Here is a 14706-nt window from a genome sequence, read left to right as displayed (position 1 = left end):
TACTGTTTATTTCGTATTGGGAGCAACCATTTTTTCAGGACGTACAACTTCATCAAATTGCTCTGGCGTTACTAGCTCTAATGCCACAGCAACCTCTTTGAGAGTTTTACCTTCTCTATAGGCCGTTTTGGCAACTTTAGCGGCATTTTCGTATCCAATTACCGGATTGAGTGCAGTCACTAACATCAAGGAATTATGCAGGAAGTGGTCGATCTTCTCACGATGCGGTTGAATGCCCACCGCACAATGTTCATTAAAGCTATTGCTGGCATCTCCCAAAAGTTGAATGGATTGCAACAAGTTATAGGCAATCACCGGCATAAACACATTCAGCTCAAAATTACCTGAAGCTCCAGCGATATTGATCGTCGTATCATTGCCCATCACCTGAGCAACCACCATGGTCATCGCTTCACTTTGTGTCGGATTAACTTTACCAGGCATGATGCTTGAACCTGGCTCATTTTCCGGGATATACAACTCTCCCAGACCACAGCGTGGGCCACTGGCCAGCCAGCGCACATCATTAGCTATTTTATTTAAACTCGCAGCCAAGGTTTTTAATGCTCCCGAGGCAAAAACCGCCGCATCACGTCCTGCTAAAGCTTCAAATTTATTTGGCGCAGTGACAAAAGGCAGTCCTGTCAGTTCAGCCAAACATTGGGCAGCTCGATCTGCATATTGTGGATGCGCATTAAGGCCTGTGCCCACAGCCGTTCCACCCAATGGCAACTCATAGAGTCCGGTCAAGGCTTGATGGAGACGCTTTAATCCATGATCAAGTTGTGATACATAACCACTAAATTCTTGTCCCAAGGTTAACGGCGTTGCATCCTGTAAATGGGTTCGACCGATTTTGACAATCCCCTGAAACTGCTCTGATTTGGCCTGCAGAGTATCGCGTAATCTTTCTACCGCAGGAATAAGCAGTTCATTCATTTGTAAACAGGCAGCGACATGAATTGCTGTCGGAAATGAGTCATTGGTGGACTGGGCTCGGTTTACATGATCATTAGGATGAACTGGATGCTGAGCTCCCAAGGGATGACCTAATTTCTGGTTGGCAATATTCGCAATCACTTCGTTACAGTTCATATTGCTTTGCGTACCAGAACCCGTTTGCCAAACGACTAACGGGAATTGTGCATCCCACTGCCCTTCAATCACCTCATCCGCGGCCTCAACAATATAACCTGAAATATCCTGTGTAATTTGCCCCAACTCAACATTGGTTAAGGCAGCCGCTTTCTTGACCAGCCCCATGGCACGGATCATGGTACGCGGTAAGCGTTCCTGACCAATTTTGAAATTTTGCAGACTACGTTGAGTTTGAGCTCCCCATAAAGCCTCACTTGGGACAGCCACTTCACCCATCGTGTCATGTTCAATTCGAGTTTGCATGTTCATAACCTCTCTTCATTATTAATATTGTCTGGGTTGGTTTCTCATGATTATTTTTATGATGATTGGTGACGTGACTGTTTTAATCCATGCTTTGGAACTACTAACGCCCTTGTAAAACATTTTGATAGAAACGCCATTCATCACCAATCATTTGCTGCAAGCTACGCTGAGGTTTCCAATGTAAAACCGTGTGGGCTTTGCCAGTAGTGCCACCCAACTGGTCGAACTCCTGGTGTTTATCAGGTGCAATTAAAGTTTTAATTGGGGATTGGGTTTGCTGTTCAATCACTTTCAATAATTGTTGAATTGATGTTATCTCATCACGACAAATATTAAATGCTTCACAGACATTATATTGTGTTTGTAACCAGAGCAAACTTGCGCTAATGGCATCCGCAACATCTAAGACATGGATAAAACTACGCTCTACTGTATGATCCTTGGTCTGCGCCTGATGTTGTAGTTCGAGAGCATCTCGTTGCATGGCAGCGACCTGCAGTGCTAAAGGCACAATATTTTTGGGTAAGGGGGGAATATTTTCGCCCAAAATACCATGTTCAAATGCACCGACCACATTACTCAGACGCAAGATGGCAATTTTCCATTCATTATCTGTTTTGAAGGTATCCTGAATGATGGTTTCGATCATTTGTTGCGATCGGACATACGGATTTGGATAGGTGTAATCAAACGGTTCATATTCTTCTAAATTGAGTGAAGACTTGCCATAAACCGCCAGACTAGAAAGATGTACCAAGGTACGAACGCCCGTACGCTGCATGGCACGTAACAAGCTCATGATACAACTGACATTGTCATTATAATATTCGAGTGGTTTTAGACTGGATTCATGCAGGGATTTAAAACCAGCAGTATGTATAACCGCTTCGATAGAATACTGTTCAAAAACTTTATTTAAGGCAGGTGTATTACGTAGATCCACTTTGACAAAAGGAACATACATGCCAGAAATATATTCTAAGCGTTCCAGTGTCTGTAAATTAGCATTTGATAAATTATCGACCAATACAACTTCGTGCCCTTGAGCCATCAAGCTTAAAGCCACGTGTGAGCCGATAAAGCCTAAACCACCAGTCACTAAAATCATTGTATACTACCTTCTTGTTATAAAGTCTGAATGTTTACTTCATTCCACCGGCGCATCTCTCAAGTGAATTTTCAATGAGTACCTTACTGTTAATTACCGCTGCTCCCACTTCGATACATGCTTGGCATGCTTTCAGTCTAGCGCAAGCGCTAAAGAATAAAAATGAGGATTTTCGTGTTTTCTTTTATCAAGATGGCGTCACAGTGGCAAACCAATTGCAATGGGTGCCTGACGACCAGCGCAATCTGACTCAAGCATGGCAAAGTCTCGATATTCGCTTACCAGTCTGTGTCAGTGCAGCGCTTGCACGTGGTATTACCGATCAGGACAATGCTCTGCGTCACCAGCTCCTGCACCACAACCTGGCCGATGGATTTGAACTGGTCGGTTTGGGCGAGCTAGCAGATGCAACTCAGACCGCCACACGTGTGGTTCAATTTTAAAAACATCTATTTCTCATTTTTAAATATGTTATCGCTTGCAGAAGGCGGCTCTTATGAAAACTGTTCTTGTCATTCTTACTCAGGCCAACCTGACCAGCTTACAGGTGAATGAAAGTCTCTCCGCTAGTATGGTTCTAGCCACCTTCGGTTGTGAAGTGAAAATCCTGCTACTTGATGCAGCCTTAAGCTTATTGAAATCTGATCTTGCATTTGACCGTTTAAAGCACGCTTTTAAAGTGGCTTCAAATATGGTCGATAGTTTCGAGTTTTATGATTTAACACCAATTTGGGTAGAAACAAAACATCAGCAGCATCCCTTCGTGACTATGGCTGAACAAAAAATCGAGTTCGTCGAACTCAACACGAATTTGATCCAATCTTTTGACCACGTCCTCTATTGGTAAAACAGGATATATCATGTCTGAAGCAAGTTTGTTTTTACTGCAAAGTCGTTTTGCCGATACTCCATTGATGCTTGATCGCATTCGACAAATGTCTGGTCCAGGCGACCAGATCCTATTAATGGGTGAAGCGGTGCTATTTGTTGGTGATGCACACATGAATGACTTAGCTATTTCAATTTTAGCCACCGATGCTGAAATCTTAGTACAGGACCTTCCCAAACACATTCAGGTATTAGATCAGAATCAGTTTGCAGCGTTGATATTGCAGTTTACACGCTGCATTACTTTGAAATAATTACTTAGGCTATTTTATGAATTTACAGTTAGATCAAGATGGTCATTTGGTGGATTATACGATCTGGAATGAGCAAGTTGCTCAGGAGTTGGCAAAAACACTGGATCTGGAATTAACCGACTGGCATTTTCAAGTTTTGCTGGCCGTACGACAATTTTATCAACAGTTTGGCCACTCTCCGGCGACACGTCCCCTGATCAAGTTTTTAATGAAAACAGTGAGTCCAGAAATTAATAATGCGCTATTACAACAAAAATTTAATACGGGTCTTGTGGCACGTCATTTAAGCCGTTTGGCAGGTGTCCCTAAACCGGCAAACTGTTTATAAATATAAAAAAGCGAGCTTCGTTTAGAAGCTCGCTTCGCTGAAAGGACCTCATTACTTTATTCTTTTTAGTTCTTTTATCATTTTAATTTACCTTATTGTTTCTGCTAAAGCCTACTGACCCAGTTTTACAAAGCTGCTACACGGATTGCTGTGTAGTCATATCTGTATCAGTCATGTACATGCAACAGCAGATTACTTGGCCTTTCCTGACCATAATTAAATGATTGCAATCTGCGTGCCAAACTTCTGTTTAATTTTAAAAAAATGCAGTAAAAGAACAAATTAACGCTAAATTCCACTCAATGACCAAATTTTCAGTATTTTCTCAGTCTCAAAAAGCAGCATGATCTATGGCTACGCACCATGAGCATGCACATGAATGAGGGTTAAGACCAAAATTTTGGTGCTTGAGGTAACTGTTCCAGTGCATTGGCACAGTCTTGTAAAATGAGAGTTCGTTGCGCGACGATCCAGCCCACGGCAAACCAGGCACGCTGATCTTTCTCTGCTTCTGTGCGGAATAATTGCTCGGCCACAACCAGATCATTAAATTCTCCTAATGCATCTAGCGCAGGACGGATGTGGCTTAAATACTTTTGTATGGCCTTCTTCGGATATAAAGGCGCAACAAACTCAACACAATAGCGTAGACGTTTAAGGCGCTTACGGGTACGGTGACGCTGTTCATCTTGAAAATGACGGAATCCTGCTGCATCTTCAACCAATTGGCGATGCAAACGCTTAATGCTCTTTTCGGCTTGTTCCATTAAGGACGTATTAGATTTCGTATCAGCAGAATCCTTACACGGCGTATTGGCAAACGCCATTAGAATTAATAATAGGCGTACATATTCAGGTGATCGTAAGGCCTTACCTGCCTGATCGTCAGGCAATCCGTTGGATAGAGACACCAAAGGTGCTCCTGCTGTATGTAATCGCGGAAACAGGCTTTCAGCCAAGGCATCACGATCACGTATCCCCCCTAACTGATTAAACAGTTCAGCAAGTATAGGCTCCCACCCTGGCGCAACTTCCTCTGACCAATGACCAAACACTCTTAATGCACTGCGTAAACGGCGAATCCCGATACGGGTTTGATGTAAATGCTCTGCCCGTCCAACCCCGCCTGCAATAGCAGCAGCGTTGGGTAATATTTGCGCCAGACAGCTATTAACCATTTTTCTTAAAGCGGTTTCAGGACTGTCCTTTTTATTTAATGCTGGTGCCGAAGCCTGAACGGCAGGACTGACCTGCAAGCCATGTGCCAGTAGATCTCCTCGTTCAGCTTTACTTCTAACATCTAGCCAAAGCTTGTAACGCTTCACCCAACCAGACGCAAAGGCAAGCAGGCTTTTCACTGAACCTTTTTTCAGTTCAAATTCAATTTCATAAATCTCGTCACGGGCATTTCCTGCACGGACTTCTCCACAATCCAGACATACTTCAATTTCAGCGCCCTGATAATGGGCGAGATAATATAGACGCTCGACATCCGTTTCAAATTGCAATTTCAACGCCTCTACAGACTCACCCAAAGCCTGATCGAGTAACTGACGTGCTTCCACACTTGCATCCGTATGACGTTGAACATCCAGCTCTGGAGCCAATGCCTGTTCTGGGCTTAGAGTCACTTCATGCTCAAAACGCTGTAGATGATTACGGCCCGCAGCCTTAAAGGTTTGTACCCAATCGGCTCCTTCCTTACGCATACGTAATGCCATCTCGGCCGCTGCCATTTTACGGTCAGGGGTATCGTAATATTTGGCTTGCAGATGAATAGACTGGGCCTGCTTTTTGACCACAGCCTGATGAACTGCTTCACGGGAAGCTTCAGGAATCTGAAATTTCAATTCGATTTCAACCATGCCCATAAGATCTCACCCGTCGTTAAAGTTCATCGTTATTGTTTATTATGATGACGCAACTGCATATTTTTTCATACACAAGATTCTTTTATCTATAAAAGGCACCTCATACAGTTTAACTATTGCATAGCTGCTCATGGAGCGTCAACAAAAAAGCCGTCAGGTGAAGCACCTGATTTTAGGCTTAGTCATTGATCTTTCTCTACATTTCATTGGAATAGACACGTAATTTTCTGTCAACGGCATATTTCCAACAATTTCTTTCCAAGAGACATAAAGCCCAGTTTCGATACGCTCTCATCTTGAATTAAGATCACAGTCAGATATTAGTCAAATTTATACGCGTAATTTGAGCAAAATGGCCACTCCAAACTATGATTTAAAGCAATCTAAGAATATGATCCAAAAGAGTGGAAAATCAGGAAGGTCTTAATTGCAGCAGCCTAAGTTTTCAACTGTTAAAAACTGCTATAAGCTGTATCGCCACACTCATCCCAATAAAATCCAGCTGTACCTGAATAGATTTAAATCCCATTGAAATTTACAGCCGAGCATCCAACCCAATAAACTATAATCTATTGTTTTTTATTAATTTTAATTAAAATAAAATAAGTAACACCAAATAGATAAATCTGATTACGATCAAACTAAGGACCTTTAACCCTCCCTCTAATAAAGAGATTAATTTCTTGAGTAGCGGGAGTGTATTGTCTATTTATGAAGTGCGGTGCATTGCAATATACGATATTTTTTGAACAACTCACGCTGAGTTTTTATGCTGTTCTCTCGGCAACTTGATGTTCCTCTTATAGACGATTCATCAGCAATTAACCCCTTTGATCTGATCCAACTGATCTGCTAAAAACTTTAATCTTGCAAAATTTTGTCATTTTTTAGCATTGTCATTTCTGCACAAAATTCACAATATATAGCCCTGAATCGACATGCTATTTTTGTGAAAATTTAAACCAATTAAAAAAAAATTGCGAAATTTTATGTCGAATTAAGCAAACTTTGTAGACATTTTACAGTGAAGATTTGCATTTTTAACTTGGAGCAAACTAAATGAGTTCGACGATTTTGGTTATTCATGGACCAAATTTGAATTTGCTAGGAAAGCGCGAACCAGAAGTCTATGGATCACTGACACTTGATGACATTAATCAACAGCTCATCGCCCAAGCCCAAAATGCCGCTATTCAGCTCGATACCTTCCAAAGTAACTGGGAAGGGGCAATTGTCGACCGTATTCATCAAGCCTCACAAGAAGGCATCGAATTTATCATTATCAATCCTGCAGCGCTGACTCATACATCAGTGGCTGTTCGCGATGCCTTGCTTGGCGTTGCCATCCCGTTTATTGAAGTGCATCTGTCCAATGTACATGCACGTGAAGCATTCCGCCATCACTCTTATCTTTCTGATAAAGCGGTTGGTGTAATTTGTGGTCTCGGCGCAAAAGGTTATCGTTTTGCGCTCGATTATGCCATCGAAAAAATTCAATCACTTACTACTCAATCATAATTTAGGAACACTGCCCCATGGATATCCGTAAAATCAAGAAGCTCATCGATTTGATGATTGAATCTGACTTGCAATCGATTGAAGTGAAAGAAGGCGACCAATCTATCGCAATCGCTCGCCCAGCACCAGTTTATGCAGCAGCAGCGCCTGTGGCAGCAGCAGCGCCTGCAGCAGCACCTGCAGCGGCAAAAGCACCACGTGGTGCGGTTGAACCTTCTCCAATGGTTGGTGTGTTCTATGCAGCGCCAAGCCCAGGTGAAGCACCATTCGTTAAAGTAGGTCAAACGGTAACAGCGGGTGATACTCTAGGTATTATCGAAGCGATGAAAATCATGAACCCGATCGAAGCAACTCAAAGCGGCGTGATTGAAGAAATCCTTGTGAAAAACGGCGAAGTCATCCAATTCGGTCAACCACTTTTCCGCTATCGCGCTTAAGACCTCGGGGATTCATATGTTGCAAAAAGTTTTAATTGCAAACCGTGGTGAGATTGCTCTACGCATCGCCCGTGCTTGCAAAACTTTAGGAATTAAAACCGTTGGTGTTTATTCCGATGCGGATAAAGACCTGATGCACTTACGCTTTGTTGATGAAGCGGTCTGTATCGGTCCGGGTGCGACCAGTGAAAGTTATCTCAACATTCCAGCACTGATCACCGCAGCAGAAATTACAGGTGCAGATGCCATCCATCCAGGTTATGGCTTCCTCTCTGAAAATGCAGAATTTGCAGAAATCGTAGAAAGCTCAGGGCTAATTTTCATTGGTCCACGTCCAGAACACATCCGTCTGATGGGCAACAAGGTTTCTGCCATTATTGCCATGAAGAAAGCCGGTGTACCAACCGTACCAGGCTGTGACCATGCTGTGACCATTCACAATGCACTTGAAGAAGCCAAACTGATTGGTTTCCCATTGATCGTAAAAGCCGCTTCAGGTGGTGGTGGTCGTGGTATGCGTATCGTTGAACGTGTCGACACCCTGCTTGAATCGGTTCAGGCTGCACAGCGTGATGCTGAAATGTGGTTTGGTGATGACACGGTTTATATGGAACGTTTCCTGCAAAAACCACGTCACGTCGAAGTTCAGGTTTTGGCAGATGGTGAAGGCCATGCCATCCACCTGTATGACCGTGACTGTTCTTTACAGCGCCGCCATCAAAAAGTATTGGAAGAAGCACCTGCTCCGGGTTTACCAGAAGAAGCACGTGCCGAGATTCTTGAAGCCTGCGTGAATGCTTGTAAATTGATGCAATATCGCGGTGCGGGTACATTCGAATTCCTGTTTGAAGATGGTGAATTCTTCTTCATTGAAATGAACACCCGTGTTCAGGTTGAGCATCCAGTAACTGAAATGGTGACCGGTGTTGACATCATTGAACAACAGCTACGCATTGCTGCAGGTTTGGGTCTTGAACTGCAACAAGAAGATATCGAAGTCCGTGGTCATGCCATCGAATGTCGTATCAATGCTGAAGATCCAACCACGTTCATGCCATCACCAGGCAAAATCGAGAACTTTTATGCGCCAGGTGGTGCAGGCATCCGTTTAGATTCTCATATCTATCCAGGCTATAGTATCCCACCGTATTACGACTCAATGATTGCCAAACTGATTGCACATGGTAAAGACCGTGCAACATCATTCGCACGTATGCGCCAGGCTCTGGATGAAATGATCCTGACGGGTGTAAAAACCAATATTCCATTACACAAAGACCTCATCTTAAAAGATGAAAGTTTCTGTGAACAAGCCATGGATATTCATTACCTTGAAAAGCACTTGTTAAAGCAGCTTGAAGGTCAGCAAGAAGAAGCGAAAAGCTAATTCGGGCTAGAATAAAAAACCTCTTACCATGTTAAGAGGTTTTTTATTGGATCTGTTTTTTAAATTGAGGGATTAAGGCAATACGCGATGCAAAGTGGCAAAACATTGTTCCGCTTTTTCATTGTTACAAAAGTGAATCGTTCGTGGACTGGTCCACTGAACAAAATACTGGGAAACCTCTCCAGTCTGGTCTTCCTGACGACCAGAACAATCAAGTGAGTTATTGTCATACTTGATCTGCAAGACCAAAGCCGGTAACTGTTCTTTGGAATCCTGTGGTGGTTGATAGTCGTATAGACCTGAGGACCACTCCTGTCCACTCCGGATGACCACCTCATTGTTGCCACGGAAATTATAATACTCAACACAGGCTTTATTCTGTGGAATCTCCATACCCCACAAACCTAAGATTTCTGGTCGTGAAACAATGCGGATCGGACTATTATTTTCTTCTTGAGCCGTGGCTTCTCCCTGCACATTATTATTCTCTGCAACCGCAATGCCGCTCATCGTTAAAAATAAAAAAGTTGCCAAAAATATTCTTTTCATAAGTCTTTTGTGCCGTAAACTCTTGCTCTTTAACTTAGCATATTCTGATATAAAATCGTTCATCTATAACGATATATAACAATCGTTTCGCTAGGTTTTTATGCAAATGTTGTGGGTTCAGGATCTTTAGATCGCAACACTTCAATAACAACTAAGAGGTTTACTCGTTATTAAAATTTAATCATTTTCAATTTTGCTAAATTTTAGTACTCTTGAAGAATGTGATATTTCACTACATAAATAAATATTTTTACGTCGTACATCACATTTAAATCGGGATAGGAAGTTCATTTGATTGATTTAACCCAAAAAGCATTGTTACGTACAGGCCAACATCTTCGCATACTGTTGATTGTCGCTAGCCTGATGTTTTTCTTTAGCGCTTTGGGTATTTTATCTCGTCCATTCGATTTACTCTCCTATTTCTGGCCGGCCAATGCCGTATTACTCGGGATTCTTTTACGTTTCCCACATCTACATAGTGTTTCTGGCTGGTTAGGGGCTTTTATTGGCTTCCTTACTGCCAATATCGGATTGAATGGTGGTATCGAAATTAACGTCTATATGACGATTGCCAATTTAATCACCGTATCCGTTTCACTTACGCTGATTGATTTACTTAAGCTGAATTATCAGCGTTATCAGCAAGGTGTTCAGGATCTTTATCTGATTGTACTCAGTGTGCTGGTCGGCAGCATGATGGGTTCAGCCTTTGCCATTTTGACCATCCCGCATCTAGAGAATACGTTTTTACCCGGGCATCAATTGTGGCTAGATTTCGCCATGTGGTGGAGTGCGGAAATGATCAATATGATCACCTTCCTACCCGTTGTGCTCGCATTACCTAACAAAGAAATTTTTCAGCGTTATTGGCATGATCAACGGCGTATAACTTGGGACTGGATGACTGTATTCCCCTTTCTTGGTGTGATCGTTTCACTTTTTTTCGCCAACGTCTATTTCGGAACTGGAGCCCTCTTATTCCCTTCAGCCGCTTTAATTTGGTCAGCATTAACTTATCCGATCTTTTTTGTGGCACTGATCAATTGTCTAGTCTGCATGACCTTATATTACAGCGCCAATCTTCACTATTTGAGTCAGTCTGCGGAACTCTATCTGGCTCATAGTATCTCAATCCGAGTCGGGCTATGTATGCTGGCGCTAGGTCCCCTGACACTGAGCATATTAAGTGCCAACCGTAAGGCGCTATATAAACAGGTACTTTATCTGGCGAACCATGACAGTTTAACTCAAGCCATGACCCGCCGTTATTTCCTCGAAGAAGCTGACCGTATTTTATACAGCCCAATCGTTCGCCCACGCAGTATCAGCATTTTGTTGATGGATCTGGATTTTTTTAAAAATATTAATGATCAGTATGGCCACCATGTAGGGGATATGGTTCTCAAAAAGTTCTCCACGATCGTGAAAAACAGCCTGCGTGAAGAAGATCTCTTTGGGCGTTTGGGGGGAGAAGAATTTGCCATTCTACTCACCAACATTAGTGCTGCACAAAGCGTACAAATTGCTGAACGCATCAGGAATGCTGTAGAACAGGCCAGTTTTCAACTAGAAGATGGTTCTACGCTGACGATCAGCGTGAGTATCGGCGTACATTATCAGCCAGCACCTTTTTATCCTTATTTCACTCGTCTGCTCCAAGCAGCGGACGTAGCTCTATATCGTGCAAAAGCCAATGGTCGTAATCAGATTTATATGGAACCGAAATCATCAAGCATCTAACAAAAATAAGGGTTAGGCCGCTTTTTGTTCTACCTGATTTGGCAAACCAAAAATAAATAATAATCCCAACAACGTCGCGGCACCGGCCAGCATAAAAATCGTTTCCCCCCCCATCAACTGCCAATAACGACCTGCCAAGATACTGCCCAAAGCAACCCCTAGTCCCCACATAGTACTGTAAAGCGCCTGACCACGACCTTGTTGTCCAGCCGAGAAATTCTGGAAAATCACACGCATTGCTATCAGATGAAACAGCCCAAAACTGAAGGCATGAATGGTCTGAGCAGCCAGCTGGAACCCAAAACTTTCTGAAAATACACCTACCACAACCCAGCGTATACCCGTGATCACTAAACAAAAAGCCACCAACACGCGCCAGGAAAAACGGTTAAGCAATAGATGGGCACAAGCGAACATGATGATTTCTGCAATCACACCAATCGACCATAACAGGCCAATTTGTGTTGTCGAAAAGCCCATTTGATTGAGAAAGTTACTGTAAAAACTATAAAAAGGCGCATGTGAGAACAGCATGACAAACTCAATCAAAAAAAAACTCATGACCACAGGACGCTTGATAATCGGCCACAGCGGTTCAAGTGTAGCTTGCCTGTTCGGTGCTGTTGCAGGTTCTCGAATTGTAAAGGCCCATAAAAAGGCCAAAAACGCGATACATAGCAATAAGATCGGCAGCATCGAAATCGGGATAATCTCTAACAGAGCTCCAATACCAAAGACCCCGACAATAAAACCAATCGATCCCCATTTTCGTACTTTACCGTAACGTTCCTTACGTTGTTCTCCCAACCAGAATAAAGTAACCCCTTCGAATTGGGCCAAGATCGCATTTTGGAAAAAACTGAAAATCAGCATTAATAAGGCAACAGTTTGAAAGCTATTGGGAATAATAAAAATTAACAACCAAATACAGGCTTCCATCCATGTGGCAATACGTACCAGTAGCATGCGTTTACCGGTCTTATCAGCAATCCATCCCCAAATGAACGGGGCAAAAAACCGGGTAATAATCGCGATCGATGATAAAACTCCAATCTGCTGATAGTCAAAGCCTTGATCTTCCAGATACAGGTTCCAAAACGGCATAAATGTACCAACGATGGAATAGTAGAAGAAGTAGAATCCTGCAAGTCTAGACTGGATTGGAAGGCTTAGCATTCGGTTGTAAACACTTGTAATTTCAATGAGTTAAAATTTTTAAGAGTTGTATGCAGTAGGACTCAAATGGAGGAAGTTGGCGTTCAACTGTATACAAATCAGTATACAAATTTTTCAAAACTAAATTTTTACAAAATTTGTATACTGCTCAAAAAACCATCTTTTTAGCCGTTATATGATACTCGCTCCCTTCTCTAATGTCTTTGAATAAAAAAAACCGCCCTTTCGGACGGTTTCATTTTTATCAATAACCTATGCCATCAAAAGAAAGTATCTGCAGAAACATTGAACCGTTCTGAGAGTGCTTTGATATGGCGGATATTTAACTGGCGTTTGCCATTCAAAATTTCAGAGATGACAGACTGTGTGGCAACCTCTGGCAGATCAGACTGCCCAAGTTGATGTTGTTCCATCAAGAATGCCAAGGCTGTACGACCATCACCTTGAGGAATTGGCAGATGCTCATTCTCATAAGCAGAGACTAAATCACCCAATTGATGAATAAGCCCCATGAGTGGATGAGATTCATCATCACCTACTAGATCCAGTAATTCATCTAGTGCTTCCACAAGAGTACTGAAATCTTCTTCTGTCTCAGGCTTGGTCAGTAATGGCGCGACATAACGCCAATGGTCAACTGCCTGTTTAATCATTGCATTCATGTCTAGCCCTCATTCCACTTACCTAAATCATATTCTTTGTGTGATAGAACATGACGGATATACACTTTCTTTGCCTGGTACATGACAACAGCAATCAATCTGATCTTGTTGCCACCGATATCGAATACATGAAACTTTCCTACTTTATCGACTGCGGGAAATAAGCTCTTCATTTCAGCAAAGTCTTTAGGATTGTTCGCTTTAATGATTCTGTACCAACCATCTAATGCACTTTCAGCCTGAGGCCACTTCTGGATTGCTTCAACAATTCTGGTGTGGGTGATTACGTGCATTTGTCCATATCGCATTTTGCTATAAGTTGAGTATATATCAAATATCGCAATTTGCAATATTGGTGTTTGAATGTAAAAAAACCGCCCTTTCGGACGGTTTCGTTTATATGATCAATTAGTCTTTAGGCTCTTACAGTCCTACCAATCAGATCAAATAGAAGATTTACTTCTTTGGATAAATAAATACCTCTTTTAAATTAAGAGGCATTCATTACAATATATTTAATGCTGCTAAAAGTTATAACGTAAACCAGCTTTATAAGTCACACCATCAATATCAAGCTCAGAATGACTACCTGACAAACAAGTATCACTAAAACACAATTCCATATCATGATTGAAAAGCCATTTATAGCCGACTCGGCCAAACAGGAAAGTGGTCGGAGAAAATTTGTAGCCTACTTCCAAATCAACCGGTAATGTAATGTATTGCAACTCTAGACTAAGATTGTTGAATTCAGGGTCATATTGGCTTTCATCTAGCCATGCATATCCTATTCCAAAGCCTGCTGATGTATATGCATTTCTGTTTTCCATCAGTTTATATTGCATACCAATACCAATTTCATCAAAATCTACATCCGATGCTTTCTGATAAAGATATTCTGCATAAACACCCAATTTAGGGCTGAGACTCGCACTACTATTCAAAAAAGCCCCATTGAAGGTTTCATTACCACCTAAGTCACTTGACCCAATCCGCGAACCTGCATAACCGAATGACAAGGCATATTGAGGAATAAAATCCGCACTACGCTTTTTATAAGGGCTGGAATGAGAGGATTGATCTTCTAAAGGTGCACCTATAGGTTGTGGATCAGAATATTGTGGATTTACTGGCTGATTCTGCCAAGAATTCGCCATCGTTGTGACGGAAAAAAGACCGAGTAATCCTGTAATGAATATTTTTTTCATGACCTTATCCTTTTTCTTATTGTTTTAGATTATAAAATAGCCATTTTTGAGCAAAAAATAAACACCACTATGTAAGCAGGTTATTCTGTAAGCGTCCGCTGAACACACCTTATGAATTCATCCTATAAGCCTTAATTTAGTCCCCACTTAAAAACAAGTGGGGACTAAAATTT

General features: G+C 42.1%; 16 protein-coding genes. 8 read left to right on the top strand and 8 right to left on the bottom strand.

From position 1 onward, the window contains the following. Positions 1 to 6: 6 nt before the first annotated feature. Positions 7 to 1401, bottom strand: a complete 1395-nt coding sequence (gene fumC, locus PAE54_RS08300) for a class II fumarate hydratase (RefSeq protein ID WP_326519077.1) — start codon at positions 1399 to 1401, stop codon at positions 7 to 9. 103 nt (positions 1402 to 1504) lie between these two features. Further along, a complete protein-coding gene (locus PAE54_RS08295; protein WP_326519076.1) occupies positions 1505 to 2512 on the bottom strand; it encodes an SDR family NAD(P)-dependent oxidoreductase in 1008 nt (335 codons plus the stop codon). Between the two features lie 74 nt (positions 2513 to 2586). On the opposite strand from PAE54_RS08295, the gene tusD reads away from it, so the two are divergent. From tusD to PAE54_RS08275, 4 genes are read left to right on the top strand one after another with little or no spacing between them, the layout of a single operon-like run. Then, a complete protein-coding gene (gene tusD / locus PAE54_RS08290; RefSeq protein ID WP_326519075.1) occupies positions 2587 to 2955 on the top strand; it encodes a sulfurtransferase complex subunit TusD in 369 nt (122 codons plus the stop codon). Between the two features lie 53 nt (positions 2956 to 3008). Then, the gene (locus PAE54_RS08285) at positions 3009 to 3359 is read left to right on the top strand and encodes a hypothetical protein (protein WP_326519074.1); all 351 of its coding nucleotides are present in this window, start codon (positions 3009 to 3011) and stop codon (positions 3357 to 3359) included. Positions 3360 to 3372: 13 nt separating this feature from the next. Then, positions 3373 to 3654 carry a hypothetical protein gene (locus PAE54_RS08280; RefSeq protein WP_326519073.1) on the top strand — a complete coding sequence of 94 codons (282 nt, stop codon included), beginning with the start codon at positions 3373 to 3375 and terminating at the stop codon, positions 3652 to 3654. A 16-nt stretch (positions 3655 to 3670) separates the two neighbouring features. Beyond that, positions 3671 to 3982, top strand: coding sequence for a TusE/DsrC/DsvC family sulfur relay protein (locus PAE54_RS08275; RefSeq protein WP_326519072.1), 312 nt, complete (start codon positions 3671 to 3673; stop codon positions 3980 to 3982). A 386-nt stretch (positions 3983 to 4368) separates the two neighbouring features. On the opposite strand, the gene PAE54_RS08270 is transcribed toward PAE54_RS08275, so the two are convergent. Next, a complete protein-coding gene (locus PAE54_RS08270; RefSeq protein WP_326519071.1) occupies positions 4369 to 5853 on the bottom strand; it encodes a CYTH and CHAD domain-containing protein in 1485 nt (494 codons plus the stop codon). A 1059-nt stretch (positions 5854 to 6912) separates the two neighbouring features. On the opposite strand from PAE54_RS08270, the gene aroQ reads away from it, so the two are divergent. Genes aroQ through accC form a run of 3 tightly spaced genes read left to right on the top strand, consistent with a single transcriptional unit; the run spans position 6913 to position 9195 of the window. Then, the gene (gene aroQ / locus PAE54_RS08265; RefSeq protein ID WP_326519070.1) at positions 6913 to 7371 is read left to right on the top strand and encodes a type II 3-dehydroquinate dehydratase; all 459 of its coding nucleotides are present in this window, start codon (positions 6913 to 6915) and stop codon (positions 7369 to 7371) included. A gap of 17 nt (positions 7372 to 7388) precedes the next feature. Then, a complete protein-coding gene (accB, locus tag PAE54_RS08260; RefSeq protein ID WP_273779363.1) occupies positions 7389 to 7808 on the top strand; it encodes an acetyl-CoA carboxylase biotin carboxyl carrier protein in 420 nt (139 codons plus the stop codon). 16 nt (positions 7809 to 7824) lie between these two features. Beyond that, the gene (accC, locus tag PAE54_RS08255) at positions 7825 to 9195 is read left to right on the top strand and encodes an acetyl-CoA carboxylase biotin carboxylase subunit (RefSeq protein ID WP_273779364.1); all 1371 of its coding nucleotides are present in this window, start codon (positions 7825 to 7827) and stop codon (positions 9193 to 9195) included. A gap of 72 nt (positions 9196 to 9267) precedes the next feature. On the opposite strand, the gene PAE54_RS08250 is transcribed toward accC, so the two are convergent. Beyond that, complete coding sequence (locus PAE54_RS08250; protein ID WP_326519069.1) at positions 9268 to 9744, bottom strand: hypothetical protein; 477 nt, start codon at positions 9742 to 9744, stop codon at positions 9268 to 9270. Between the two features lie 291 nt (positions 9745 to 10035). Here PAE54_RS08250 and PAE54_RS08245 point away from each other — a divergent pair, with 291 nt between their 5' ends. Then, positions 10036 to 11487: a GGDEF domain-containing protein gene (locus tag PAE54_RS08245; protein WP_326519068.1), complete on the top strand. Its 1452-nt coding sequence runs from the start codon at positions 10036 to 10038 to the stop codon at positions 11485 to 11487. Positions 11488 to 11499: 12 nt separating this feature from the next. Here PAE54_RS08245 and PAE54_RS08240 read toward each other — a convergent pair whose 3' ends face one another. The 4 genes from PAE54_RS08240 to PAE54_RS08225 all read right to left on the bottom strand — a co-directional run bounded on the left by PAE54_RS08240 (position 11500) and on the right by PAE54_RS08225 (position 14533). Next, positions 11500 to 12663, bottom strand: coding sequence for an MFS transporter (locus tag PAE54_RS08240; RefSeq protein WP_326519067.1), 1164 nt, complete (start codon positions 12661 to 12663; stop codon positions 11500 to 11502). 260 nt (positions 12664 to 12923) lie between these two features. Further along, positions 12924 to 13325: a helix-turn-helix domain-containing protein gene (locus tag PAE54_RS08235; protein ID WP_326519066.1), complete on the bottom strand. Its 402-nt coding sequence runs from the start codon at positions 13323 to 13325 to the stop codon at positions 12924 to 12926. A gap of 2 nt (positions 13326 to 13327) precedes the next feature. After that, complete coding sequence (locus PAE54_RS08230; RefSeq protein WP_326519065.1) at positions 13328 to 13618, bottom strand: type II toxin-antitoxin system HigB family toxin; 291 nt, start codon at positions 13616 to 13618, stop codon at positions 13328 to 13330. 231 nt (positions 13619 to 13849) lie between these two features. Further along, the gene (locus PAE54_RS08225) at positions 13850 to 14533 is read right to left on the bottom strand and encodes a hypothetical protein (RefSeq protein WP_326519064.1); all 684 of its coding nucleotides are present in this window, start codon (positions 14531 to 14533) and stop codon (positions 13850 to 13852) included. Positions 14534 to 14706: the final 173 nt, after the last annotated feature.

It is taken from the genome of Acinetobacter minutum, from assembly GCF_035916735.1.
GTDB lineage: Bacteria > Pseudomonadota > Gammaproteobacteria > Pseudomonadales > Moraxellaceae > Acinetobacter.
This window is presented reverse-complemented; position numbering and strand designations above follow the sequence as displayed.